This window comes from Prevotella sp. C561 (genome assembly GCF_000224595.1).
Classification (GTDB): domain Bacteria; phylum Bacteroidota; class Bacteroidia; order Bacteroidales; family Bacteroidaceae; genus Prevotella; species Prevotella jejuni.
In genome coordinates, this window is the sequence record NZ_JH114148.1 from 80619 (window position 1) to 102794 (window position 22176).

Here is a 22176-nt window from a genome sequence, read left to right on the forward strand (position 1 = left end):
AACCGTCTGAATATAAACCCATTACACGAAGTGTTAAAAGTGACAGCAACTAAAATTAAACTTAATTAGGGGTTTTGATACTTTTCGTTTGGTTACATTTACACGCACAACACCCTATCCATCCCCGTTTTCCCATGATCTAAAGACCCATTTACAAAATAAAGTTGTATATTTGCAGTTGTACACTTCCGTTTAACTACGTATAACGGTGACAAGCCATCAGGCTATAACATGACCTATGATGCAGCAGGTAACCTCCTGACGAAGCTCACGGCAGAGCTTAGGAAGTCGATATCTGACAAGGGTTACATCTCTTACACCTACGACTTCGAACGGCTTCATGAGGTGCTTTATCCAGAAAACCTCTTCAACCGTGTTACTTATACCTATGGTAAGGCTGGCGATAAGTATAACCGTGCTGGTCGTCTTGCCCTCGTTGAGGATGCGAGTGGCGGTGAGGCCTATTACTACGGCAAGCAGGGTGAGGTGACGAAGACCGTCCGTACAGTCATGGCGAGTGTGGCAGATATCAGGACTTATGTCTATGGTGCTACGTATGATAGTTGGAACCGTGTGCAGACGATGACTTATCCTGACGGTGAAGTGGTTACCTACCATTACAATGCTGCAGGACAGGTGGAGAGTATGACGAGCAATAGACAGGGACGACAGAGCGTTATTGTTGACAGGATAGGTTACGATAAGGAGGGTCATACGGTCTATACGAAGCTCGGTAATGGCACGGAGACCACCTATACATATGACAAGCAGCGTGAACGTCTGCAGGTGATGAACCTTACAGCGGATGGTCAGACTGTGATGGAGAACAGGTATCAGTATGATGCTGTGGATAATATCCTCGGTATTACGAATGCTGCCAACCCAACGTCGCTGACGAAACTCAATAAGGCGAAGCTGGGAGGAAGGAGTTCGCATACGTATGAGTATGATGAGCTGAACCGTCTTATTCATGCAAGCGGTAAGGCTAAGCGTGCATCGTATGATATGGTGATGTCGTTCGGACGGATGAGTGAACCGCTCACAAAGGTGCAGAAGGTGGACTCAACGACGACTGCCAAGTCTTATAACTTTGCTTATAAGTATGAGGACAGTAACCACCCGACAGCTCCAACGCAGATTGGTCACGACCATTACACATACGATGCCAACGGTAATCCTGTGTTGGTGACAAATGACTCAACGAACACTACCCGTGAGATGTATTGGGATGAGGATAACCGCCTGATGGTCTTAAGCGATAACGGTAAGACAAGCCGATACACTTACAATGCTGCTGGTGAACGCATCATGAAGAGTTACGGTACGATGGAAGGTGTGTATATTAATGGTGCACCGCAAGGTATTACCTTCCATGAGACGGATAACTTCACGCTCTATCCTGCAAGTATCCTCTCTGTAAATAAGAATCGCTTTACAAAGCATTACTTCCTTGGTGACAAACGAGTTGCTTCAAGGATAGGAACAGGTCTGTTTAACAACGTCTATGGACGCAACGGTTCATACGTAACGGCTGGTCAGCAGGATTATGCGGAACGTATGAATCAGATTCAGACACAGAAGGAGGCATATTATAAGAAGGTGGGTGTAGCTCCAGGTGTACCTACAGAGAAGGGTGCGTATGGTGATCCGGAGAACACGGGTGTTGGTTATAATGCCGTCCTCACAGAACTCGGTAACCATGATGTCCCACAGGGTTGGATTCAGACTCCACATCCTAACACGACACCTGGCACCAACCCCGGCGCTCCAATCTCATGGAACGACCCGAGTAACCCTGATGACCCGCAGGCTGGTTATGGCTACATTGCCAACGACACTACAAAAGAAGAAACCTTCTTCTATCACAGTGACCACCTCGGTAGTACATCTTACATCACAGATGATAAAGCCAACATCACACAGTATGATGCCTACTTACCATACGGAGAACTCCTCGTAGACGAGCACTCATCAAGCGAAGACCTGCCATACAAGTTCAACGGCAAACAGTTCGATGAGGAAACAGGCTTGTATTATTACGGTGCAAGGTACATGAATCCAGTCACGAGTTTATGGTATGGGGTAGATGCTTTGACAGAAAAATATCCTAACGTTACTGGATATTGTTATACTTTTAATAATCCTATAAAACTTCTTGATCCTGATGGTAATTCACCAATAGGAGCTGCGGTGGAAGGCATTAGTGCCTTTGTTGTGTCCGCTGGAGTAGATTTTATTTCCAACTGGATTTTTGAAGGTATGGATTATAAAACAGCTTTTAGCCATGTCCGTTGGGGAGCTGCAGCTTTTGATGGTATTTCTACGGCAGCTATCTCCTTGCTTGTTGATGGTGCAGGGACAACAAAAACAATAGGAAAAATTGCAAATAGTAAAGCGGGACGATTTGCAATAGATGTTGCTCGGACTATGATTACCAATATCATTGGTGACATTGAAAAAGGGAAAGACTTTAATAAAATAGATTTAACTGAAGAGTTTATTTCTGCTACTTTCTCAACATTATTAGACAAAAGAATGGAGAAAAGAGCAAATGAGTTGCTCAGTGGATTAGAACGCAGCAATAAAAAATTATATACTGCGCTTAATAAGTTGAAAAGAAATCAAAAAGCAGGAAAATCTGAAACTCGACTGAAGAGTGATGCGTCTAGGGTAAAAATTGCGAAAGATAGATATAGAGGAGATGTTCGTAAATATGCAAAAGCGGTTACTAAAAAGAATCTTGTTGTAGCAGGAGGTGATTTGGTATTTGAAAAAGTATCTGAAAGACCAGATAATAAAACGTCTAATAATAATAATAAATAAAATGAAAGAATTAACTATACGGAAAATTATATTTTCTCTCATTATCTTTATTTGTGCTTATTATTACTACTGCACACTTGTAATTCATCTTTGGTATTATTTGGTTATCCTATGTGTAGCATTGTTAATTGATTTAGTTTTATATTTCACCTTGAATTTGAAATTTAATCTGACTTCTATTGCCAAGACAATTGTACACCTATATTTCTTCGTGTTTTCTATACTTTTTATTATAGCAAAGTTTGATGGAAAGACGGAGATTTATAGGCTTCCTTTGAATGGTTACACCTACAATAGAGTAGACAAAATTTTATTCACATTCAAAGGGCATAATTTTGGTAGATTTCATTCTTTACCCCAATATTCTCTAATTGCAGATAAAGATATGACTAAATTATATGACGTTTTATTGGAACTGAAAGAACCTATAAGAGGAATATATATAATTGAATATATCAGTTTGGAAAAGAAAATACAAGCAAATAAATAACTAAAGTTTCCCACCCTAATAAATAGATAGAAAAATAACAGTTTGTCGAATTTTCTTTGTAAATTAGTAATCGCCAAACAACTGATTTTAAAGACAAAACAACAAAACTGTTATGGAAACAAAAATAGAGAAAATAAGTGAGTTATCCAAACTTTTGAGTGTTAAAACTCGAATGAGTGATGATTTGTTTCATCTTTTTGGCAAGTTTGGCATCGGTCACCTGTTATCTCGCCTTTCATTGGAGAAACAGGACGGGGTTTCGGCTTCGGAGTTGATCCTTTCTCTTTGCCTCTTCCGCATTGTCGGTGAGAGCATCCATAGTATATGCAAACATAAGATATATGAGCTTTCAAATCATGGTAAGAACAGTTTCTATCAGATGATGATTCGCCCGCAGATGGATTGGATACGCTTGATGAACCACTTTGTACTGCGTTATATGTGCCTTTTGCGTAAGTATGGCGAAGCTCCTCAATCCAATACCACGACATGTTTCATTATAGATGATACTGTGCTTGAGAAGAGTGGTGTGAGAGTGGAGGGTCTCAGTCTTGTTTTCATCCATGTAAAAGGCAAGTGTGTATTGGTTATAAACTATTACTTTGTGCATTCTTTGACGGTAATACAATCATACCCTTTGATTTTTTACTGCATCAGGAAAAGGGAAAACAAGGAGGCTAAGCAGTATCTCGGATTAGGAGCTTATCAAGGTTGCGACTTTAATGGTTAGATAGCCGATGCAACGCTGTGTTACCTTACATATATCGTCTTGGCTTTGGAAAAGGGGGGCACAGAATATCAAATTTTGGGTGAACTCTTTTCTGATATGAAGAATGCTCTCGTGGCACTCACGTTATGGAAGCGAGTTCTATCCTATATCGAGCACATTCTTCGCATTTTAGGAGAAGCACTTTGGGTGACGCCCCAATACCTTATGGCTATAATCAGCGATAACGACAAAGAGCTGAGCACAATCTTTGTAATGGCTGAAGCATTGAAAAAGTGGGATGAAGTATATGGACTGACTGCATAACTTCTATTAGCCATGTGTTAAAAGTCAATGAATATGGGGGATGACAAGCAAAGGTGAATGGGAAAAGACAGTGTTTTAGGGGGGGAAACGTCAGTTAGTTCCTATCGGTAGAATAAACACATTAATTATATGTGTTTTTTTGATGAGGCCTCTTTATTTTCATACTAATTACTTACTTTTGCACAAAAAAAATATCTCAATGAGTATTATTGTATTTACTATTCTATTATTATTAGGTGCCTATTGTGCTGGTTTGTTAGGTTCCTTGACAGGTTTAGGAGGAGGAGTAATAGTTATTCCTCTGCTCACTTTAGTTTTCGGTATCGATTTCCATTATGCTATTGGAGCAGCTTTAGTAGCATCCATTGCAACCTCTTCAGGTTCGGCCAGTGCTTATGTAAAAGAAGGGATGACCAATATCCGGTTAGGAATGTTTCTTGAGATAGCAACAAGTATTGGTGCCGTTATAGGAGCTGCAGTTGCTTTGTGGATGCCCACCAATGGTATAGCTATCGTTTTCGGCGCAGTTCTCCTTCTCACAATAGCCTTACAATTTCGTCAGAAAGCCGATTATGTCAATGTAAAAGGTAGTCGGTTAGCGATGAAACTGAAGCTTTTTGGCTCCTATCCTACGAAGGAAGGGAGGTCGCAAAAATATGAGCTAACCAACGTGTCGGGTGGCTTTTCTGTGATGGTACTTGCTGGAGCCTTATCAGGACTATTAGGAATTGGTAGTGGAGCGTTGAAAGTCTTAGCAATGGACGGATGTATGAAAGTCCCATTTAAGGTCAGTACAACGACGAGTAATTTCATGATAGGTGTGACAGCTGTAACCTCCGCCGTCGTTTATCTACAGCGTGGTTATATAGAGCCAGGTCTTGCCTTCCCAATAATGGTAGGTGTGTTAGCAGGTGCAATGAGTGGAGCAAAGTTACTGAAACACTTAGATGTAAAAGTGTTGAGAAAGATATTTGCTGTAGCCATACTGCTGGCAGCATTAAACATGATATATAATGGTATAATAGGAAAGTTCTAATATGGAAGAAAATACAAACACTAAGAATGATATGAATACTCTGATAGGTAACACCTTGCGTATTGGAGTCTTTACGGCATGTATTATAGCCTTGATAGGCGGTATCTGGTATGTTGTAAGTACTTCGGGATCAGCATTACCAGATTATAAGGTTTTCTATAAAGGAGATGAAAGTTATACAACCTTTGAAGGCATCTTCAAGTCGGTATTTGCGATGTCAGCTGCAGGTTGGGTACAATTAGGCGTAGTCGTTCTCATGCTCACACCAGTAATGCGTGTTGTATTATCTTTGGTAGATTTCAGCATTCAACGTGACTGGCTTTATGTCGTCATAACGGGGATAGTTCTCCTCATAATTGTCATGAACTCGCTTGTTGGAGTGGGATGAGTAATGTTAAATAATAAGTAAAAAGTTATTTATTGTTAATAAAAGTGTTTTGCGAGCTTATTATCTTTCTTATTATTAGGTCGTTTGAGGGAATATTTGTACCTTTGCAACCCGAAACAACAGTGTGAATTATAGGCTTTTGGGTTATATCGCACTTGTTTGTAGTGGATTGAAAATAAACAAAATAAATATATAACAATAAAAAGTAAAATTATGCCTACTATTTCACAATTAGTAAGAAAAGGCAGAAAGGATATCGTAGACAAGAGCAAGTCTCCGGCTTTGGACAACTGTCCACAGCGTCGTGGCGTTTGTGTTCGTGTTTACACAACAACTCCTAAGAAGCCTAATTCGGCAATGCGTAAGGTTGCCCGTGTTCGTTTGACCAACCAGAAGGAAGTTAACTCTTACATCCCAGGAGAGGGTCACAACTTGCAGGAGCACAGTATTGTTCTCGTTCGTGGTGGTCGTGTAAAGGACCTTCCTGGTGTACGTTATCATATTGTTCGTGGTACTCTTGATACCGCTGGCGTTGCTAATCGTACACAGCGTCGTTCTAAGTACGGTGCTAAGCGTCCAAAGGCAGCTAAGAAGTAATATCTGCGTTGTGCAAAGGCAACAAAGAAACTTCAATCCATAAAGCCGAGGTGCAACGGCCGGTGATGGTCGATGCTCCAAGGCTCTTTCAAAAAGAACAAACTAAAAACAAACAGTTTTGCTGGAGATTTGTAATCACAAAGGTTGAGTAAATACCCAAGAGAGGGTGTTGAAGAACGAAAGACGACAGCCTCCGCAGAATTAAAGTTTAAAATAAAAAATGAGAAAAGCAAAACCAAAGAAGCGTGTAATCCTTCCAGATCCAAAGTTCAACGATCAGAAGGTATCAAAGTTCGTAAATCATTTGATGTATGACGGTAAGAAGAATACCTCATACGAAATCTTCTATGCAGCCCTCGATATCGTAGGTGGTAAGATGAAGGATGAAGAGAAGTCTCCACTTGAGGTGTGGAAGCAGGCTCTTGACAACATTACTCCACAGGTAGAGGTGAAGAGCCGTCGTATCGGTGGTGCTACTTTCCAGGTACCAACAGAGATTCGTCCTGATCGTAAGGAAAGTGTGTCTATGAAGAATATGATTGCTTTCGCACGTAAGCGTGGTGGTAAGAGCATGGCTGACAAGCTCGCATCAGAGATTATGGATGCTTTCAATAACCAGGGTGGTGCTTACAAGCGTAAGGAAGATATGCACCGCATGGCTGAGGCTAACCGTGCATTTGCTCACTTCAGATTCTAATCAAGTTATTATAATAAGGTAAAAGGAAATGGCAAATCACGATTTACATTTGACTCGTAATATCGGTATTATGGCACACATCGATGCCGGTAAGACGACAACATCTGAACGTATTCTTTTTTATACAGGTAAGACTCACAAGATTGGTGAGGTGCATGATGGTGCTGCTACCATGGACTGGATGGCACAGGAGCAGGAGCGTGGTATCACTATCACATCAGCTGCAACAACATGTAACTGGAACTACCTTGGCAAGTCTTATAAGATTAACTTGATTGATACTCCGGGACACGTTGACTTTACTGCTGAGGTAGAGCGTTCACTTCGTGTTCTTGATGGTGCAGTTGCTACTTATTCTGCAGCTGATGGTGTTCAGCCACAGTCAGAGACTGTATGGCGCCAGGCTGATAAGTACAATGTTCCACGTATTGGTTATGTAAACAAGATGGACCGCTCTGGTGCTGACTTCTACGAGACAGTACAGCAGATGAAGGATATTCTTGGTGCTAACCCAATCGCTATTCAGATTCCTATCGGTGCAGAGGAGAATTTCAAGGGTGTTATAGACCTCATCAAGATGAAGGCTATCTTGTGGCACGATGAGACTATGGGTGCTGAATACGACATCGAAGAAATTCCAGCTGATCTCGCTGATGAGGCTGCAGAGTGGCGTGAGAAGTTGCTCGAGGGTGCAGCTAACTACGATGATGAGTTGATGGAGATGTATCTTGAAGGTCAGGATATTCCAGAGGATAAACTTATTGCAGCTATTCGTAAGGGTTGTATCTCAATGGAATGCTGCCCAATGCTCCTCGGTTCTTCTTACAAGAACAAGGGTGTACAGCCACTTCTCGACTACGTTTGTGCTTTCTTGCCTTCACCATTGGATACACCAGCTATTGTAGGTGTTAATCCAGACACAGAAGAAGAAGAGTCTCGTAAGCCAAGTGAGAATGAGCCTACTGCAGCTTTGGCATTTAAGATTGCTACCGATCCTTTCATGGGCCGTTTGGTGTTCTTCCGTGTCTACTCAGGTAAGGTTTCTGCTGGATCTTATGTTTTCAATACACGTTCTGGTAAGAAGGAGCGTATCAGCCGTCTGTTCCAGATGAACTCTAATAAGGAAATCCCTATGGAGTCAATCGACGCAGGTGATATCGGTGCTGGTGTAGGTTTCAAGGATATTCGTACTGGTGATACCCTCTGTGATGAGAATGCACCAATCATCCTTGAGTCTATCACATTCCCTGATACTGTAATCTCTATTGCAGTTGAGCCAAAGAGCCAGGCAGACGTTGCTAAGCTCGACAATGGTCTTGCTAAGCTTGCAGAGGAGGATCCAACATTCACCGTTCGTACTGACGAGCAGAGTGGTCAGACTATTATCTCTGGTATGGGTGAGCTTCACCTTGATATTATCATCGACCGTTTGAAGCGTGAGTTCAAGGTAGAGTGTAACCAGGGTAAGCCACAGGTTAACTATAAAGAGGCTATCACAAAGGCTGCACAGAGCCGTGAGACTTATAAGAAGCAGTCTGGTGGTCGTGGTAAGTTTGCTTGCATCGATGTAACAATCGAGCCAAAAGATGAGGATTACGAAGAGGGCGACTTGCAGTTTATCAATGTCGTTAAGGGTGGTAACGTACCTAAGGAGTTTATTCCATCTGTAGAGAAGGGTTTCAAAGACTGTCTCAATAGTGGTGTACTCGGTGGTTTCCCATTGACAGGTCTTAAGGTTACTTTGACTGATGGTTCTTTCCACCCAGTTGACTCTGATCAGTTGTCATTCGAACTCGTTGCTCATCAAGCATTCAAGGTTCTTTGTCCTAAGGCTGGTCCTGTTCTTATGGAGCCTATCATGAAGGTAGAGGTTGTTACTCCAGAGGAGAACATGGGTGATGTTATCGGTGACTTGAACAAGCGTCGTGGTCTTGTACAGGGTATGGAAGAAGCTCGTAGCGGTGCTCGTATCGTTAAGGCTATGGTTCCATTGGCAGAGATGTTTGGTTACGTAACTGCTCTCCGTACAATTACCTCTGGTCGTGCTACTTCTTCTATGGAGTATGATCACCACTCACCAGTATCAAGTTCTCTTGCAAAGGAGATTCTTGATGAGTTGAAGGGTAATTCAGACCTCGTTAAGTAAAGAATATAAGGAAATGCTCTCTCATAGCGAATGACTCTTATGAGGGAGCAACCTTTATGTATATTAATAATAAATAATAAATTACACATGAGTCAGAAGATTCGTATTAAGCTGAAGTCTTACGACCACCAGTTGGTTGACAAGTCAGCAGAGAAGATTGTGAAGGCTGTAAAGGCAACAGGTGCTATTGTTAGCGGTCCTATTCCATTGCCAACACACAAGCGTATTTACACTGTAAACCGCTCTACATTCGTTAACAAGAAGTCACGTGAGCAGTTCCAGCTCTCAGATTTCAAGCGTCTCATTGATATTTATAGCTCTACAGCAAAGACTGTTGACGCTTTGATGAAGCTTGAGTTGCCTTCAGGTGTTGAGGTTGAAATCAAGGTGTAGTCATCTGTTGACAATAAGAAACAAATTAATACAAAAAAGCATTTACATTCATTTTAAAATCATTAATTGAAATGCCAGGATTATTAGGAAAGAAAATCGGAATGACATCCGTTTTCAGTGCCGACGGTAAGAATGTTCCGTGCACTGTTATCGAAGCTGGTCCTTGTGTTGTAACCCAGGTTAAAACTGTAGAAAAGGATGGTTACAAGGCTGTTCAGTTAGGTTTCGGCGAGGCTAAAGAGAAGAGAACTTCTAAGCCACAGCAGGGACACTTTAAGAAAGCCGGCACAACACCAAAGAAGCACTTGGCCGAGTTCAAGTTTGACGAGGAATATAACCTCGGTGACACTATTACTGTTGAATTGTTCAACAATGCTAAGTTCGTAGACGTTGTAGGTACATCTAAGGGTAAAGGTTTCCAGGGTGTTGTTAAGCGTCACGGATTCGGTGGTGTAGGTCAGTCTACTCACGGTCAGGATGACCGCGCACGTAAGCCGGGTTCTATTGGTGCTTGTTCTTACCCAGCTAAGGTCTTCAAGGGCATGCGCATGGGCGGCCAGATGGGAGGCGACAGAGTAACAACTCAGAACCTTCAGGTGTTAAAGGTTATTCCAGAGCACAATCTAATCCTTGTTAAGGGTAGTGTTGCTGGATGTAATGGTTCAACCGTAATAATTAAGAAGTAATGGATATTAACGTATTAGATATCAAAGGTCAGGAGACCGGCCGTAAGGTAACTCTTAACGAGAATATCTTCGGAATTGAGCCTAACGATCACGTCCTCTATCTCGCAGTTAAGCAGTATCTCGCTGATCAGCGTCAGGGTACAGCTAAGTCAAAGGAAAGAAGTGAGCACGCTGGTTCTACTCGTAAGTTGGGTCGTCAGAAGGGCGGCGGCGGTGCTCGTCGTGGTGATATCAATTCTCCAGTCCTCGTAGGTGGTGGTCGTGTATTCGGTCCTAAGCCACGCGATTACAGCTTCAAGCTGAATAAGAAGGTAAAGGTTCTTGCTCGTAAGTCTGCATTGGCTTATAAAGCACAGGATAATGCTATCGTTGTTGTTGAAGATTTCAATCTTGACGCTCCAAAGACTAAAGATTTCGTAAACATTGCAAAAAATCTTAAAGTTGATAGCAAGAAAGTCCTTCTTGTTTTGCCAGAAGTAGAGAAAAACGTATATTTGTCAGCTCGTAATCTGCAGAAGGCTGAGGTTATGACTGCTTCACAGGTAAATTCATACAAAGTTTTGAATGCTGATGTAGTAGTTATCACAGAAAACTCTCTGAAGGTTATTGACGAAATCTTAACCAAGTAATAATTAGGAGACAAGAAGAATTATGGGATTTATCATTAAACCAGTGGTCACTGAAAAGATGACCAAGTTGACAGACAAGTCTTCTGAGGATAAGGTTGTAAAGCACAAGGGTGAGAAGAGAACTATTTTGGCGCAGCCAAAGTATGGTTTTATTGTTAAGCCTGAGGCCAACAAGCTTGAGATTAAGAAAGAAGTTGAGGCTTTATACAACGTTACAGTAGTAGATGTGAATACCGTTCGTTACGCAGGTAAGCGTCAAGCACGTTATACCAAGGCAGGTCTTGTGAAAGGACAGAAGAACGCATTCAAGAAGGCTATCGTCACTTTGAAGAATGGCGATTCAATCGATTTTTATAGCAATATTTAAATAAAAAATGGCAGTACGTAAATTAAACCCGGTTACTCCGGGACAAAGACACAAGGTTATTGGCACGTTCGAGGATATTACTGCATCCGTGCCAGAGAAGTCTCTCGTTTACGGTAAACGTTCTACCGGTGGTCGAAACAACACCGGTAAGATGACTGTCCGCTATATGGGCGGTGGTCACAAGAAGAAGTATCGTCTTATCGACTTCAAGCGAGAGAAAGATGGTGTTCCAGCTGTAGTGAAGACAATCGAGTATGATCCTAACAGATCAGCTCGCATTGCGCTGTTATACTATGCTGATGGTGAAAAACGTTACATTATTGCTCCTAACGGACTGCAGGTTGGTGCAACACTGATGTCTGGTGCTGAGGCAGCACCTGAGGTTGGTAACGCTCTTCCTTTGGCTAATATTCCTGTTGGTACTGTAATTCATAACATTGAGTTACGTCCAGGACAGGGTGCATTGCTCGTTCGTTCGGCTGGTAATTTTGCTCAGCTTACTTCTCGTGAAGGCAGTTATTGTGTTATCAAGCTCCCTTCTGGTGAAACTCGCCAGATTTTGTCAGCTTGTAAGGCAACTGTAGGTAGTGTAGGTAACTCTGACCACGCTCTTGAGCAGTCTGGTAAGGCTGGTCGCTCTCGTTGGTTGGGTCGTCGTCCTCACAACCGTGGTGTTGTTATGAACCCTGTTGATCACCCAATGGGTGGTGGTGAAGGTCGCCAGTCTGGTGGTCATCCACGTTCACGTAAGGGCTTGTACGCTAAGGGTCTTAAGACTCGTGCACCTAAGAAGCTTTCAAACAAGTACATTATTGAGAGAGCTAACAAGAAGTAATCAAAGTAATTAAGAGTAAATTATGAGTCGTTCATTAAAAAAAGGTCCATACATTAACGTATCACTCGAGAAGAAGATTCTTGCTATGAATGAGAGTGGTAAGCAGAATGTAGTAAAGACATGGGCCAGAGCATCAATGATTTCCCCTGATTTTGTGGGTCACACTGTTGCAGTTCATAACGGAAATAAATTTATCCCTGTTTACATTACTGAGAACATGGTAGGTCATAAGCTCGGTGAGTTCAGCCCTACACGCCGTTTCGGTGGTCACTCTGGTAATAATAAGAGGTAAGCAGGTCATAATCCATTTAGAAAATAGAAAATATAATGGGAGCAAGAAAACATATAAAGGCTGAAGCTCGTAAAGAAGCTTTGAGAAGCCAGTATTTTGCAAAGCTCAAGGACTGTCCTTCTTCTCCACGTAAGATGCGCTATGTTGTAGACATGGTTCGTGGTATGGAAGTCAATCGTGCCCTTGGCGTACTGAGATTCTCCAAGAAGGCAGCTGCCCAGAATGTTGAGAAACTTCTGCGTTCTGCTATTAACAACTGGGAGACAAAGAATGACCGCAAGGCTGAAGACGGTGAACTTTTTATCTCTAAGATCTTCGTAGATGAAGGTGTTACAATGAAGCGCATGCGTCCTGCACCACAGGGCCGTGGCTACAGAATCCGCAAACGTTCTAACCACGTCACTCTTTTCGTTGATTCAAAGAATGACGCTAATAATGATGATAAATAAATAGTAGAATGGGACAGAAAGTTAATCCAATTAGCAACCGTCTTGGTATCATCCGCGGTTGGGAGTCAAATTGGTTCGGTGGCAAGAATTTCGGGGATAATCTCGTAGAAGATCGTAAGATTCGTACTTACCTGAACAAGCGTTTGGAAAAAGCAAGCGTTTCCCGTATTGTCATTGAGCGCACATTGAAGCTCGTCACCATTACTATTTGCACCGCTCGTCCGGGTATCGTTATCGGTAAAGGTGGTCAGGATGTTGATAAGCTTAAGGAAGAGTTGAAGAATCTTTTCAAGAAGGAGATTCAGATTAATATCTTCGAGGTTAAGAAACCTGAACTTGATGCAAACATCGTTGGTAACAATATCGCTCGCCAGGTAGAGGGTAAGATAGCTTACCGTCGTGCTATCAAGATGGCAGTTGCTAACACTATGCGTGCTGGTGCTGAAGGTATCAAAGTTCAAATTACAGGTCGTCTGAACGGTGCCGAAATGGCTCGTAAGGAAATGTTCAAAGAGGGACGTACTCCTCTACATACATTCCGTGCAGACATCGATTATTGTCAGACAGAAGCCCTTACTAAGGTAGGTCTGTTGGGTATCAAGGTATGGATTTGCCGTGGTGAAGTTTACAACAAGGTAGATCTTACACCTAACTTTACTCAAGAGAAGAGCAATGGCCGTTCTAACAATGGTGGCCGTTCTGGAAGAGGTAATCGTAGAAGAAACAATAACCGTTAAAAGAAGAAGCTATCATGTTACAGCCAAAAAGAGTAAAATATAGAAGACCTCAAGACGGACGTGGCAACAAAGGCAACGCCCACAGAGGTACACAGCTGGCTTTCGGCTCATTCGGCATCAAGACACTTGAGGCTAAGTGGATCGACAGCCGTCAGATTGAGGCCGCTCGTATAGCAGTAAACCGCTATATGAACCGTCAGGGCCAGGTCTGGATCCGCATCTTCCCTGATAAACCAATCACTCGTAAGCCTGCCGATGTTCGTATGGGTAAAGGTAAGGGTGATCCAGCAGGATGGGTTGCACCAGTTACTCCAGGTCGTGTTCTCTTTGAAGTAGAGGGCGTAAGCTTTGATATTGCAAAGGAGGCACTTCGTCTCGCTGCACAGAAGCTGCCTGTTAAGACAAAGTTTATTGTTAGACGTGATTTCGATAAAAACGCTTAAGAAAGATGAAGATTAAAGAAGTAAAAGAACTCGAGACCAAGGATTTGGTTGAGAAGATTGAGAATGCTGAGACAGCTCTTGCAAAAATGAAGCTGAATCATCAGATTACTCCACTTGAGAATCCATCTCAGATTAAGGCCGCTCGTCGTGATATTGCACGTATGAAAACAGAACTTTCTCAGAGAGAACTTAATAAATAACAATGGTCCAGATGGAAACAAGAAATTTAAGAAAAGTAAGACAGGGTGTCGTTATCAGCAACAAAATGGATAAAACCATCGTTATTGCAGCTAAGTTCAAAGAGAAGCACCCTATTTATGGTAAGTTTGTCCAGAAGACAAAGAAGTACCATGCTCATGACGAGAAGAATGAGGCAAATGTAGGTGATACAGTACTCATTATGGAGACTCGTCCTCTTTCTAAGACAAAGAGATGGAGATTAGTTCAAATCGTAGAAAAAGCTAAGTAATTATGATACAGACAGAATCAAAACTTACAGTATGTGATAACAGCGGTGCTCGTGAAGCTAAGTGCATTCGTGTACTCGGTGGTACTGGCCGTCGTTACGCAAGTGTTGGTGACGTTATCGTAGTTGCTGTACAAAACGTCATCCCATCAAGTGAATTGAAAAAGGGTGCAGTATCAAAGGCTTTGATCGTTCGCACAAAGAAGGAGATTCGTCGTGCTGATGGTTCATACATCCGCTTCGATGATAATGCATGTGTATTACTGAACAACGCAGGCGAAATTCGTGGTAGCCGTATCTTCGGTCCTGTTGCTCGTGAGCTGCGTGCAGTGAACATGAAGGTCGTTTCTTTGGCACCTGAGGTTCTTTAATTATTAAATTGAATAATAAAATGGCAAAATTCCATATAAAGAAAGACGATCAGGTCATTGTTCTTGCTGGTGCAGATAAGGGCAAGACTGGAAAGGTGCTTAAGGTCATCGCAGATAAGGAACGTGCTATTGTAGAGGGCTTGAATATGGTCTCTAAAAGCACAAAACCTTCTGCTGCTAACCCACAGGGTGGTATCATTAAGCAGGAGGCTGCAATTCATATCTCAAATTTAAGTCTCATCGATCCGAAGAGCGGTAAGGCTACACGTATCAAGATTGAGCGTGAAGGCAAGACTGTTAAGCGTATCGCTAAAAAGTCAGGGGAGGAAATTAAGTAATGAATACAGCTCAGTTAAAGAAACAGTATAAGGAGCAGATTGTTCCTGCTTTGCAGAAGCAGTTCAACTATTCTTCAGCTATGCAGGTGCCTGTTTTGAAGAAGATTGTTATCAATCAGGGTCTTGGTGATGCAACTCAGGATAAGAAACTTATTGAAGTTGCTGTTAACGAGATTTCTTCTATTACAGGTCAGAAGGCTGTTGCAACTTATTCAAAGAAGGATATTGCAAACTTCAAACTGCGTAAGAAGATGCCTATCGGCGTAATGGTAACTCTGCGTCGTGAGCGTATGTATGAGTTCCTCGAGAAGTTCGTTCGCGTATCTTTGCCACGTATTCGTGACTTCAAGGGTATCGAGAGCAAGTTCGATGGTCGTGGAAATTATACTCTCGGTATTACCGAGCAGATTATTTTCCCAGAGATTAATATCGATCAGGTTGACCGTATCCAGGGTATGAACATCACCTTCGTAACATCTGCTAAGACTGATGAAGAAGGATATGCTTTGCTGAAGGGCTTCGGACTTCCATTCAAGAATGCTAAAAACGATTAATTGATATGGCAAAAGAATCAATGAAAGCTCGCGAGGTAAAGCGTGCAAAGCTTGTAGCTCGTTATGCTGAGAAACGCGCAGCTCTGAAAAAGATTATCGCTACTTCAAATGATCCTGAAGAGGCTTATGAGGCTGCTCGTAAGTTGCAGTCTATTCCAAAGAATGCTAATCCTATTCGTCTACATAATCGTTGTAAGATTACTGGACGTCCAAAGGGATACATTCGTCAGTTTGGTCTCTCTCGTATTCAGTTCCGTGAGATGGCATCTCAGGGACTCATTCCAGGTGTAAAGAAGGCAAGCTGGTAAACAAATATATCGACGCGGATAGTGAATTGTGAAAAAGATTTTGTATCTTTGCAGCTCATTATCCGCTTTCAAGCGATTTTTTAATATTGTCGGGGTAGTCCCGATTAATTAAACATTTATATTTTATGACAGATCCAATAGCAGATTATCTGACAAGACTCAGAAACGCAATCATGGCTCATCACCGTGTTGTTGAGGTTCCTGCGTCTAACTTGAAGAAGTCTATTACAAAGATTCTCTTCGAGAAGGGTTACATCTTGAACTACAAGTTCATCGAGGATGGTCCCCAAGGCTCAATCAAGGTCGCATTGAAATACGACCCTGTAACAAAGCAGAGCGCTATCAAGAAATTGAAGCGTGTTTCTACCCCAGGTCTTCGCCAGTATACTGGTTACAAAGACATGCCGAGAGTAATTAACGGACTTGGAATTGCAATTCTTTCCACGTCTAAAGGTGTAATGACAGACAAAGAGGCTGCTGCTGAGAAGATTGGTGGTGAGGTCCTTTGCTACGTTTATTAATTGGAGGATTGAATATGTCAAGAATAGGAAAATTGCCAATTAGTGTTCCAGCTGGCGTTACAGTTGCTCTTAATAATGGTGTTGTTACAGTAAAGGGTCCTAAGGGTGAGCTTTCTCAGAAGGTAGATTCTTCTATTAAGACCATCATCGAGGACGGTCAGGTAACATTCGAAATTGATGAGAATAGCCCAGTAAACTACAAGCAGAAGCAGGCTTTCCACGGTCTTTATCGTTCACTTGTTAACAACATGGTTGTTGGTGTAAGTGAGGGTTACAAAAAGACATTGGAACTTGTTGGTGTAGGTTATCGTGTTTCTAACCAGGGCAACTTGGTAGAGTTCTCTCTTGGTTATACTCACCCAATCTTTATTCAGCTTCCTTCAGAAGTTAAGGTTGAGACAAAGAGCGAGCGTAACCAGAATCCAATCATCACTCTTGAATCAGCTGACAAGCAGCTGCTTGGTCTCATCTGTGCAAAGATTCGTTCTTTCCGTAAGCCTGAGCCTTACAAGGGTAAGGGTGTCCTGTTCCAGGGTGAGGTTATTCGCAGAAAGTCTGGTAAGACAGCTGCAGCTAAGTAACTTTAATACATCATTACGATTATGACAACAAAGAAAGAACAAAGAAGAATTAAGATAAAGTTCCGCATTCGTAAGAGTGTGAACGGTACTGCAGAGCGCCCACGCTTGAGCGTTTTCCGCAGTAATAAGCAGATTTATGCACAGGTTATTAACGATCTGACAGGAACAACCCTCGCTTCTGCTTCTTCACTTGGCCTTGAGAAGATGGCTAAGATTGATCAGGCTAAGAAGGTAGGTGCACTTGTTGCTGAGGATGCTAAGGCTGCTGGCGTAGAGCAGGTTGTTTTTGACCGTAACGGTTATCTCTATCACGGACGTGTACAGGCTTTGGCTGATGCAGCACGTGAGGGAGGACTTAAATTCTAAACGATTATGGCAATGAATAGAGTAAAAGTAAATAGTGATGTAGAACTGAAAGATCGCTTGGTTGCTATCAACCGCGTAACTAAGGTTACAAAGGGTGGTCGTACTTTCACATTCGCAGCTATCGTCGTTGTAGGTGACGGTAAGGGCGTTATTGGCTGGGGTCTTGGTAAGGCTGGTGAGGTAACTGCTGCTATCCAGAAAGGTACAGATTCAGCAAAGAAGAACCTTGTTAAGGTTCCTGTTTTGAAGGGTACTGTTCCTCATGAGGCAGAAGCTCGCTTCAGCGGTGCTCATGTTCTCCTTAAGCCAGCTGCAGCCGGTACTGGTTTGAAGGCCGGTGGTGCTATGCGTGCTGTTCTTGAGAGTGCAGGTGTTACTGATGTGATTGCAAAGTCAAAGGGTTCTTCTAACCCTCATAACCTTGTGAAGGCTACTATTGCTGCCCTCGCTGATATGCGTGATGCATATACAATCGCAGGTGAGCGTGGTATCAGTATGGATAAAGTATTTAACGGTTAATTTTAGGAGGTATTTAATTATGGCAAAAATTAAGATTAAGCAGATTAAGAGCCAGATTGGTGCTCCTAAAGACCAGAAAGAGACTTTACGTGCATTGGGCCTTCGTAAGATTTCTCAGATTATAGAGGTTGAGGATACTCCAAGCTGCCGTGGTATGATTCGTAAGGTTCATCACCTGGTATCAGTAATTGATTAAGTAATCTTTTAAAGAAAACAGTAATTATGAAATTAAATAATTTGAAACCAGCTGTTGGCTCTACACATTCACGTCGTCGTATTGGTCGTGGTCCAGGTTCTGGACTCGGAGGTACTTCTACTCGTGGTCACAAGGGTGCAAAGTCACGTTCTGGTTATAAGAAGAAGATTGGCTTTGAGGGTGGTCAGATGCCTCTCCAGCGTCGTGTACCGAAGGCTGGTTTCAAGAACATCAACCACAAGGAATATTTCGCTGTAAATCTTTCAACTCTTCAGGCTCTTGCTGAGAAGAACAATCTTACTAAGATTGGTGTAGAGGAGCTTAAGGCTGCTGGTCTCACCAATGGTAAGGAACTTGTTAAGATTCTTGGTAATGGTGAGTTGAAGGCTAAGTTGGAAGTTTCAGCAAATGCTTTCTCTAAGACTGCCGAAGAAGCTATTAAGGCAGTAGGTGGTAACACAACTATAATCTAAGTTAATGAAAAAGTTTATTGAGACACTGAAGAACTGTTGGAAAATTGAGGATTTGCGTCAGCGACTTCTCATAACTATTCTGTTCACAGCTATTTACCGTTTCGGGTCGTTTGTGGTGCTTCCTGGCATTAATCCTACCCTATTGGAAAAGTTGCAGGCACAGACCAAGGGCGGTCTTATGTCACTTTTGGACATGTTCTCCGGTGGTGCATTTTCTCATGCGTCAATCTTCGCATTGGGAATCATGCCTTACATCTCAGCTTCTATCGTTTTACAGATTCTCGCTGTCGCTGTACCTTATTTCCAAAAGATGCAGCGTGAAGGCGAAAGTGGCCATAAGAAGATAAACTGGTATACGCGTGTCCTGACAGTAGTAATCCTACTGTTTCAGGCACCGTCTTACTTGTTGAACTTAAAAGTGCAGGCTGGTGGTGCTCTGGCTTCAGGCATCGATTGGACTACATTTATGATTCCTGCGACAATTATTCTTGCTGCAGGTTCTATGTTCATTCTTTGGCTCGGTGAGCGTATCACGGATAAAGGAGTTGGTAATGGTATCTCTTTGATTATTATGATTGGTATCATCGCACGTTTGCCCCAAGCTCTTATTCAGGAGTTTAGTAATCGCGTTTCTGCGGCTATCGGTGGTGGTATTGTGATGCTTATCATAGAGATTATTGTTCTTTATGCTGTTGTATGTGCGGCTTTACTCCTTGTACAAGGTACTCGAAAGATTCCTGTGCAGTATGCTAAGCGCGTCGTTGGAAATAAACAATATGGTGGAGCTCGTCAGTATATCCCTTTGAAACTGTTTGCTGCTAATGTTATGCCTATCATCTTTGCGCAGGCTTTGATGTTTATACCATTGGCAATTGTACAGTATTCATCTGATAATACCAGTTCTGTTCTCCAGTCTTTGATGAATACAAAGAGTCTGGCGTATAACTGTATTTATGTGCTCCTTATCGTAGTGTTTACTTATTTCTATACTGCGATTACACTTAATCCAACTCAGATGGCTGAGGATATGAAGCGCAATAACGGTTTTATTCCTGGCGTTAAACCTGGAAAGGATACAGCAGATTATATTGATACTGTAATGTCTCGTCTTACGGGACCAGGTGCTTTGTTTATCGCTTTCATTGCTATTATGCCTGCATTGGCAGGATATTTAAATGTTGCTGATGCCTTTGGTCAGTTCTTTGGTGGAACTTCATTGTTGATTCTTGTTGGTGTTGTTATCGACACACTTCAACAGATTGAATCTCATTTAATGATGCGCCACTATGATGGACTTCTCAATTCAGGACATACACGTAGCAATGCTGGTGTTGCAGCTTATTAGATCTTTATCTTAGGGAATGAATATATTTCTAAAGACTGAAGATGAAATAGAACTCATGCGTGAGGCCAACCTGCTGGTAGGTAAAACTCTGGCAGAGGTTGGTCGTCATGTTAAGCCAGGTGTCACAACTCTCCAATTAGATAAAATAGCTGAAGAGTTTATTCGTGACAATGGTGCCATTCCTACATTTAAAGGCTTCCCCAGTTCTTATGGCCCTCCTTTTCCTGGTAGTATATGTTCGTCTGTTAATGACGTAGTCGTACATGGAATACCAAGTGAAGATGTTGTACTGAAGGATGGGGATATAATTTCTATTGATTGTGGGACTTTACTTAACGGGTTCAACGGAGATAGTTGTTATACTTTCTGTGTTGGAGAAGTAAGCGAAGATGTAATGAAGTTACTTCGTACAACAAAAGAGTCTCTCTATAAGGGTATTGAGGTGGCACAGGCTGGGCATCATGTTGGTGATATTGGTCAAGTTATTCAAGACTATTGTCAGGCACAAGGCTATGGTATTGTTCGTGAACTAACAGGTCATGGTATTGGACGTGAGATGCATGAGGACCCAGCAATTCCTAATTATGGAAAGCGGGGTAGTGGAGTATTACTGAAGGCAGGAATGTGTATAGCAATAGAGCCGATGGTTACTTTGGGTAGTCGAGAAATTGGTATATTACCAGACCGATGGAGTATTGTTACACGTGACCGTCGTCCAGCAGCACACTTTGAGCATACCATTGCTATTAGAGCTGGTAAGGCTGATATTTTATCTTCTTTTGAAGAAGTAGAACATTTAGAAGGACAAAATTTTTAATTAGTATATGGCAAAGCAAACTGCAATAGAGCAGGACGGAACAATTCTCGAAGCACTATCAAATGCGATGTTTCGAGTGGAATTAGAGAATGGTGTTGATATCACCGCTCATATTTCCGGTAAGATGAGAATGCACTACATCAAGATTCTTCCCGGTGATAAAGTGAAGGTTGAGATGAGTCCATACGACCTGACTAAGGGTCGAATCGTTTTCAGATACAAATAAACAACATAGAGATATGAAGACAAGAGCATCATTAAAGAAGCGTACAGCTGACTGCAAGATCGTTCGTCGTAAGGGTCGCCTGTTCGTTATTAACAAGAAGAACCCTAAGTTCAAAATGCGTCAGGGTTAAGTTAAAAAAGTGTAACGAGGTGGGCTTTCTCATAAATTATGCTTACCTTTGCATGCTTTTTAGCGCTAAATGACATTAATTTATTTAATTATCAAACAATGGCAATAAGAATTGTTGGAGTAGATTTGCCCCAGAATAAGCGTGGCGAAATCGCATTGACCTATATCTATGGTATTGGTCGAAGTAGTTCAGCAAAGATATTGGATAAGGCTGGTATTAGCCGTGACCTGAAGGTCAGCGAGTGGTCTGATGACCAGGCAGCCAAGATCCGTGAAATTATCGGTGCTGAATTCAAAGTTGAAGGTGATCTCCGTTCTGAGATCCAGATGAACATCAAGCGCCTCATGGATATAGGTTGCTATCGTGGTGTTAGACATCGTAATGGTCTTCCTGTTCGCGGTCAGAGTACTAAGAACAATGCTCGTACCCGTAAGGGAAAGAAGAAGACTGTTGCTAATAAGAAGAAGGCTACTAAGTAATTCTAAGGAGGAAATTAATTATGGCAAAGAAATCAGCAACATCTAAGAAAAGAAATGTAAGAGTTGACGCACTTGGACAGCTCCACGTGCACAGCTCATTCAATAACATCATTGTATCTTTGGCTAACAACGAGGGTCAGGTTATCTCTTGGTCTTCGGCTGGTAAGATGGGATTCCGTGGATCAAAGAAGAATACTCCTTACGCTGCTCAGATGGCAGCAGAGGATTGCTCTAAGGTAGCTTTCGATCTCGGTCTTCGTAAGGTTAAGGCATTCGTTAAGGGTCCAGGTAACGGTCGTGAGAGCGCAATCCGTGCGGTTAACGCAGCAGGTATTCAGGTAACTGAAATCGTTGACGTTACTCCATTGCCACACAACGGCTGCCGTCCTCCAAAGCGTCGTCGTGTATAATCACATCTTATAACAATTAAAAGAATTCATATTAA

At 42.2% G+C, this 22176-nt stretch carries 33 protein-coding genes and 1 pseudogene; all 34 read left to right on the forward strand.

All coding sequences use genetic code 11. The annotated features are described in order from the left end of the window. Positions 1–510 precede the first annotated feature (510 nt). The 34 genes and pseudogenes from HMPREF0666_RS10745 (at position 511) to rpsK (ending at position 22141) form a co-directional block, all read left to right on the forward strand. Positions 511–2823 carry an RHS repeat-associated core domain-containing protein gene (locus HMPREF0666_RS10745; RefSeq protein WP_157600274.1) on the forward strand — a complete coding sequence of 771 codons (2313 nt, stop codon included), beginning with the start codon at positions 511–513 and terminating at the stop codon, positions 2821–2823. 602 nt (positions 2824–3425) lie between these two features. Continuing rightward, positions 3426–4346 (forward strand): annotated as a pseudogene (locus tag HMPREF0666_RS16720) (hypothetical protein). Positions 4347–4545: 199 nt separating this feature from the next. After that, positions 4546–5382, forward strand: a complete 837-nt coding sequence (locus HMPREF0666_RS10765; protein WP_009012396.1) for a sulfite exporter TauE/SafE family protein — start codon at positions 4546–4548, stop codon at positions 5380–5382. A gap of 1 nt (position 5383) precedes the next feature. Beyond that, on the forward strand, positions 5384–5770 hold the full coding sequence (locus tag HMPREF0666_RS10770; protein WP_009012397.1) for a DUF1634 domain-containing protein: 387 nt from the start codon (positions 5384–5386) through the stop codon (positions 5768–5770). A 213-nt stretch (positions 5771–5983) separates the two neighbouring features. Next, complete coding sequence (rpsL, locus tag HMPREF0666_RS10775; RefSeq protein ID WP_004335835.1) at positions 5984–6367, forward strand: 30S ribosomal protein S12; 384 nt, start codon at positions 5984–5986, stop codon at positions 6365–6367. A 220-nt stretch (positions 6368–6587) separates the two neighbouring features. After that, a complete protein-coding gene (rpsG, locus tag HMPREF0666_RS10780) occupies positions 6588–7064 on the forward strand; it encodes a 30S ribosomal protein S7 (protein ID WP_008821977.1) in 477 nt (158 codons plus the stop codon). 28 nt (positions 7065–7092) lie between these two features. Next, on the forward strand, positions 7093–9210 hold the full coding sequence (gene fusA / locus HMPREF0666_RS10785) for an elongation factor G (protein WP_009012398.1): 2118 nt from the start codon (positions 7093–7095) through the stop codon (positions 9208–9210). 87 nt (positions 9211–9297) lie between these two features. After that, on the forward strand, positions 9298–9603 hold the full coding sequence (rpsJ, locus tag HMPREF0666_RS10790) for a 30S ribosomal protein S10 (RefSeq protein WP_004352787.1): 306 nt from the start codon (positions 9298–9300) through the stop codon (positions 9601–9603). 71 nt (positions 9604–9674) lie between these two features. Beyond that, entirely contained in the window at positions 9675–10289 is a 615-nt protein-coding gene (gene rplC, locus HMPREF0666_RS10795; RefSeq protein WP_009012399.1) for a 50S ribosomal protein L3, read from the forward strand. Next, positions 10289–10918 carry a 50S ribosomal protein L4 gene (gene rplD / locus HMPREF0666_RS10800; protein ID WP_004383901.1) on the forward strand — a complete coding sequence of 210 codons (630 nt, stop codon included), beginning with the start codon at positions 10289–10291 and terminating at the stop codon, positions 10916–10918. The genes rplC and rplD overlap by 1 nt, the downstream gene beginning before the upstream one ends. 22 nt (positions 10919–10940) lie before the next feature. Continuing rightward, the gene (rplW, locus tag HMPREF0666_RS10805; protein ID WP_009012400.1) at positions 10941–11285 is read left to right on the forward strand and encodes a 50S ribosomal protein L23; all 345 of its coding nucleotides are present in this window, start codon (positions 10941–10943) and stop codon (positions 11283–11285) included. Positions 11286–11292: 7 nt separating this feature from the next. Next, positions 11293–12120, forward strand: coding sequence for a 50S ribosomal protein L2 (gene rplB, locus HMPREF0666_RS10810; protein WP_004361610.1), 828 nt, complete (start codon positions 11293–11295; stop codon positions 12118–12120). A 22-nt stretch (positions 12121–12142) separates the two neighbouring features. Next, a complete protein-coding gene (gene rpsS / locus HMPREF0666_RS10815) occupies positions 12143–12412 on the forward strand; it encodes a 30S ribosomal protein S19 (RefSeq protein ID WP_004361611.1) in 270 nt (89 codons plus the stop codon). A gap of 35 nt (positions 12413–12447) precedes the next feature. Further along, positions 12448–12861 (forward strand): 50S ribosomal protein L22, encoded by a 414-nt coding sequence (rplV, locus tag HMPREF0666_RS10820; protein WP_004383898.1) that lies wholly within the window; start codon positions 12448–12450, stop codon positions 12859–12861. Positions 12862–12869: 8 nt separating this feature from the next. Next, on the forward strand, positions 12870–13598 hold the full coding sequence (rpsC, locus tag HMPREF0666_RS10825) for a 30S ribosomal protein S3 (RefSeq protein ID WP_004352815.1): 729 nt from the start codon (positions 12870–12872) through the stop codon (positions 13596–13598). Positions 13599–13612: 14 nt separating this feature from the next. Then, on the forward strand, positions 13613–14041 hold the full coding sequence (gene rplP, locus HMPREF0666_RS10830; protein WP_004361613.1) for a 50S ribosomal protein L16: 429 nt from the start codon (positions 13613–13615) through the stop codon (positions 14039–14041). A gap of 5 nt (positions 14042–14046) precedes the next feature. Next, positions 14047–14241: a 50S ribosomal protein L29 gene (rpmC, locus tag HMPREF0666_RS10835; protein ID WP_004361614.1), complete on the forward strand. Its 195-nt coding sequence runs from the start codon at positions 14047–14049 to the stop codon at positions 14239–14241. A 2-nt stretch (positions 14242–14243) separates the two neighbouring features. Further along, entirely contained in the window at positions 14244–14510 is a 267-nt protein-coding gene (rpsQ, locus tag HMPREF0666_RS10840) for a 30S ribosomal protein S17 (protein WP_004361615.1), read from the forward strand. Positions 14511–14512: 2 nt separating this feature from the next. Continuing rightward, positions 14513–14878, forward strand: coding sequence for a 50S ribosomal protein L14 (rplN, locus tag HMPREF0666_RS10845; RefSeq protein WP_004352833.1), 366 nt, complete (start codon positions 14513–14515; stop codon positions 14876–14878). Positions 14879–14898: 20 nt separating this feature from the next. Then, positions 14899–15216, forward strand: a complete 318-nt coding sequence (gene rplX, locus HMPREF0666_RS10850) for a 50S ribosomal protein L24 (RefSeq protein ID WP_004383897.1) — start codon at positions 14899–14901, stop codon at positions 15214–15216. Further along, on the forward strand, positions 15216–15770 hold the full coding sequence (gene rplE, locus HMPREF0666_RS10855) for a 50S ribosomal protein L5 (protein WP_009012401.1): 555 nt from the start codon (positions 15216–15218) through the stop codon (positions 15768–15770). Before rplX ends, rplE begins: the two co-directional genes overlap by 1 nt. Before the next feature lie 5 nt (positions 15771–15775). Continuing rightward, complete coding sequence (gene rpsN, locus HMPREF0666_RS10860) at positions 15776–16078, forward strand: 30S ribosomal protein S14 (RefSeq protein ID WP_004361619.1); 303 nt, start codon at positions 15776–15778, stop codon at positions 16076–16078. Positions 16079–16203: 125 nt separating this feature from the next. Then, a complete protein-coding gene (gene rpsH, locus HMPREF0666_RS10865; protein WP_004361620.1) occupies positions 16204–16599 on the forward strand; it encodes a 30S ribosomal protein S8 in 396 nt (131 codons plus the stop codon). Positions 16600–16613: 14 nt separating this feature from the next. Beyond that, positions 16614–17180 carry a 50S ribosomal protein L6 gene (rplF, locus tag HMPREF0666_RS10870; RefSeq protein WP_009012402.1) on the forward strand — a complete coding sequence of 189 codons (567 nt, stop codon included), beginning with the start codon at positions 16614–16616 and terminating at the stop codon, positions 17178–17180. Between the two features lie 21 nt (positions 17181–17201). Beyond that, complete coding sequence (rplR, locus tag HMPREF0666_RS10875; protein ID WP_009012403.1) at positions 17202–17546, forward strand: 50S ribosomal protein L18; 345 nt, start codon at positions 17202–17204, stop codon at positions 17544–17546. Positions 17547–17552: 6 nt separating this feature from the next. After that, a complete protein-coding gene (rpsE, locus tag HMPREF0666_RS10880) occupies positions 17553–18065 on the forward strand; it encodes a 30S ribosomal protein S5 (RefSeq protein ID WP_004361622.1) in 513 nt (170 codons plus the stop codon). A 19-nt stretch (positions 18066–18084) separates the two neighbouring features. Further along, positions 18085–18261, forward strand: a complete 177-nt coding sequence (rpmD, locus tag HMPREF0666_RS10885; RefSeq protein WP_009012404.1) for a 50S ribosomal protein L30 — start codon at positions 18085–18087, stop codon at positions 18259–18261. 26 nt (positions 18262–18287) lie between these two features. Next, complete coding sequence (gene rplO / locus HMPREF0666_RS10890) at positions 18288–18734, forward strand: 50S ribosomal protein L15 (protein ID WP_009012405.1); 447 nt, start codon at positions 18288–18290, stop codon at positions 18732–18734. A 4-nt stretch (positions 18735–18738) separates the two neighbouring features. Beyond that, positions 18739–20079 (forward strand): preprotein translocase subunit SecY, encoded by a 1341-nt coding sequence (gene secY / locus HMPREF0666_RS10895; RefSeq protein WP_009012406.1) that lies wholly within the window; start codon positions 18739–18741, stop codon positions 20077–20079. Between the two features lie 16 nt (positions 20080–20095). After that, complete coding sequence (gene map / locus HMPREF0666_RS10900; protein ID WP_042856290.1) at positions 20096–20896, forward strand: type I methionyl aminopeptidase; 801 nt, start codon at positions 20096–20098, stop codon at positions 20894–20896. Between the two features lie 7 nt (positions 20897–20903). Next, the gene (gene infA, locus HMPREF0666_RS10905) at positions 20904–21122 is read left to right on the forward strand and encodes a translation initiation factor IF-1 (protein ID WP_004352768.1); all 219 of its coding nucleotides are present in this window, start codon (positions 20904–20906) and stop codon (positions 21120–21122) included. A gap of 13 nt (positions 21123–21135) precedes the next feature. Beyond that, positions 21136–21252: a 50S ribosomal protein L36 gene (gene rpmJ, locus HMPREF0666_RS10910; RefSeq protein WP_004352823.1), complete on the forward strand. Its 117-nt coding sequence runs from the start codon at positions 21136–21138 to the stop codon at positions 21250–21252. Positions 21253–21350: 98 nt separating this feature from the next. Further along, the gene (gene rpsM, locus HMPREF0666_RS10915) at positions 21351–21731 is read left to right on the forward strand and encodes a 30S ribosomal protein S13 (RefSeq protein WP_004361628.1); all 381 of its coding nucleotides are present in this window, start codon (positions 21351–21353) and stop codon (positions 21729–21731) included. A 20-nt stretch (positions 21732–21751) separates the two neighbouring features. Then, entirely contained in the window at positions 21752–22141 is a 390-nt protein-coding gene (gene rpsK / locus HMPREF0666_RS10920) for a 30S ribosomal protein S11 (protein WP_004383890.1), read from the forward strand. Positions 22142–22176 lie beyond the last annotated feature (35 nt).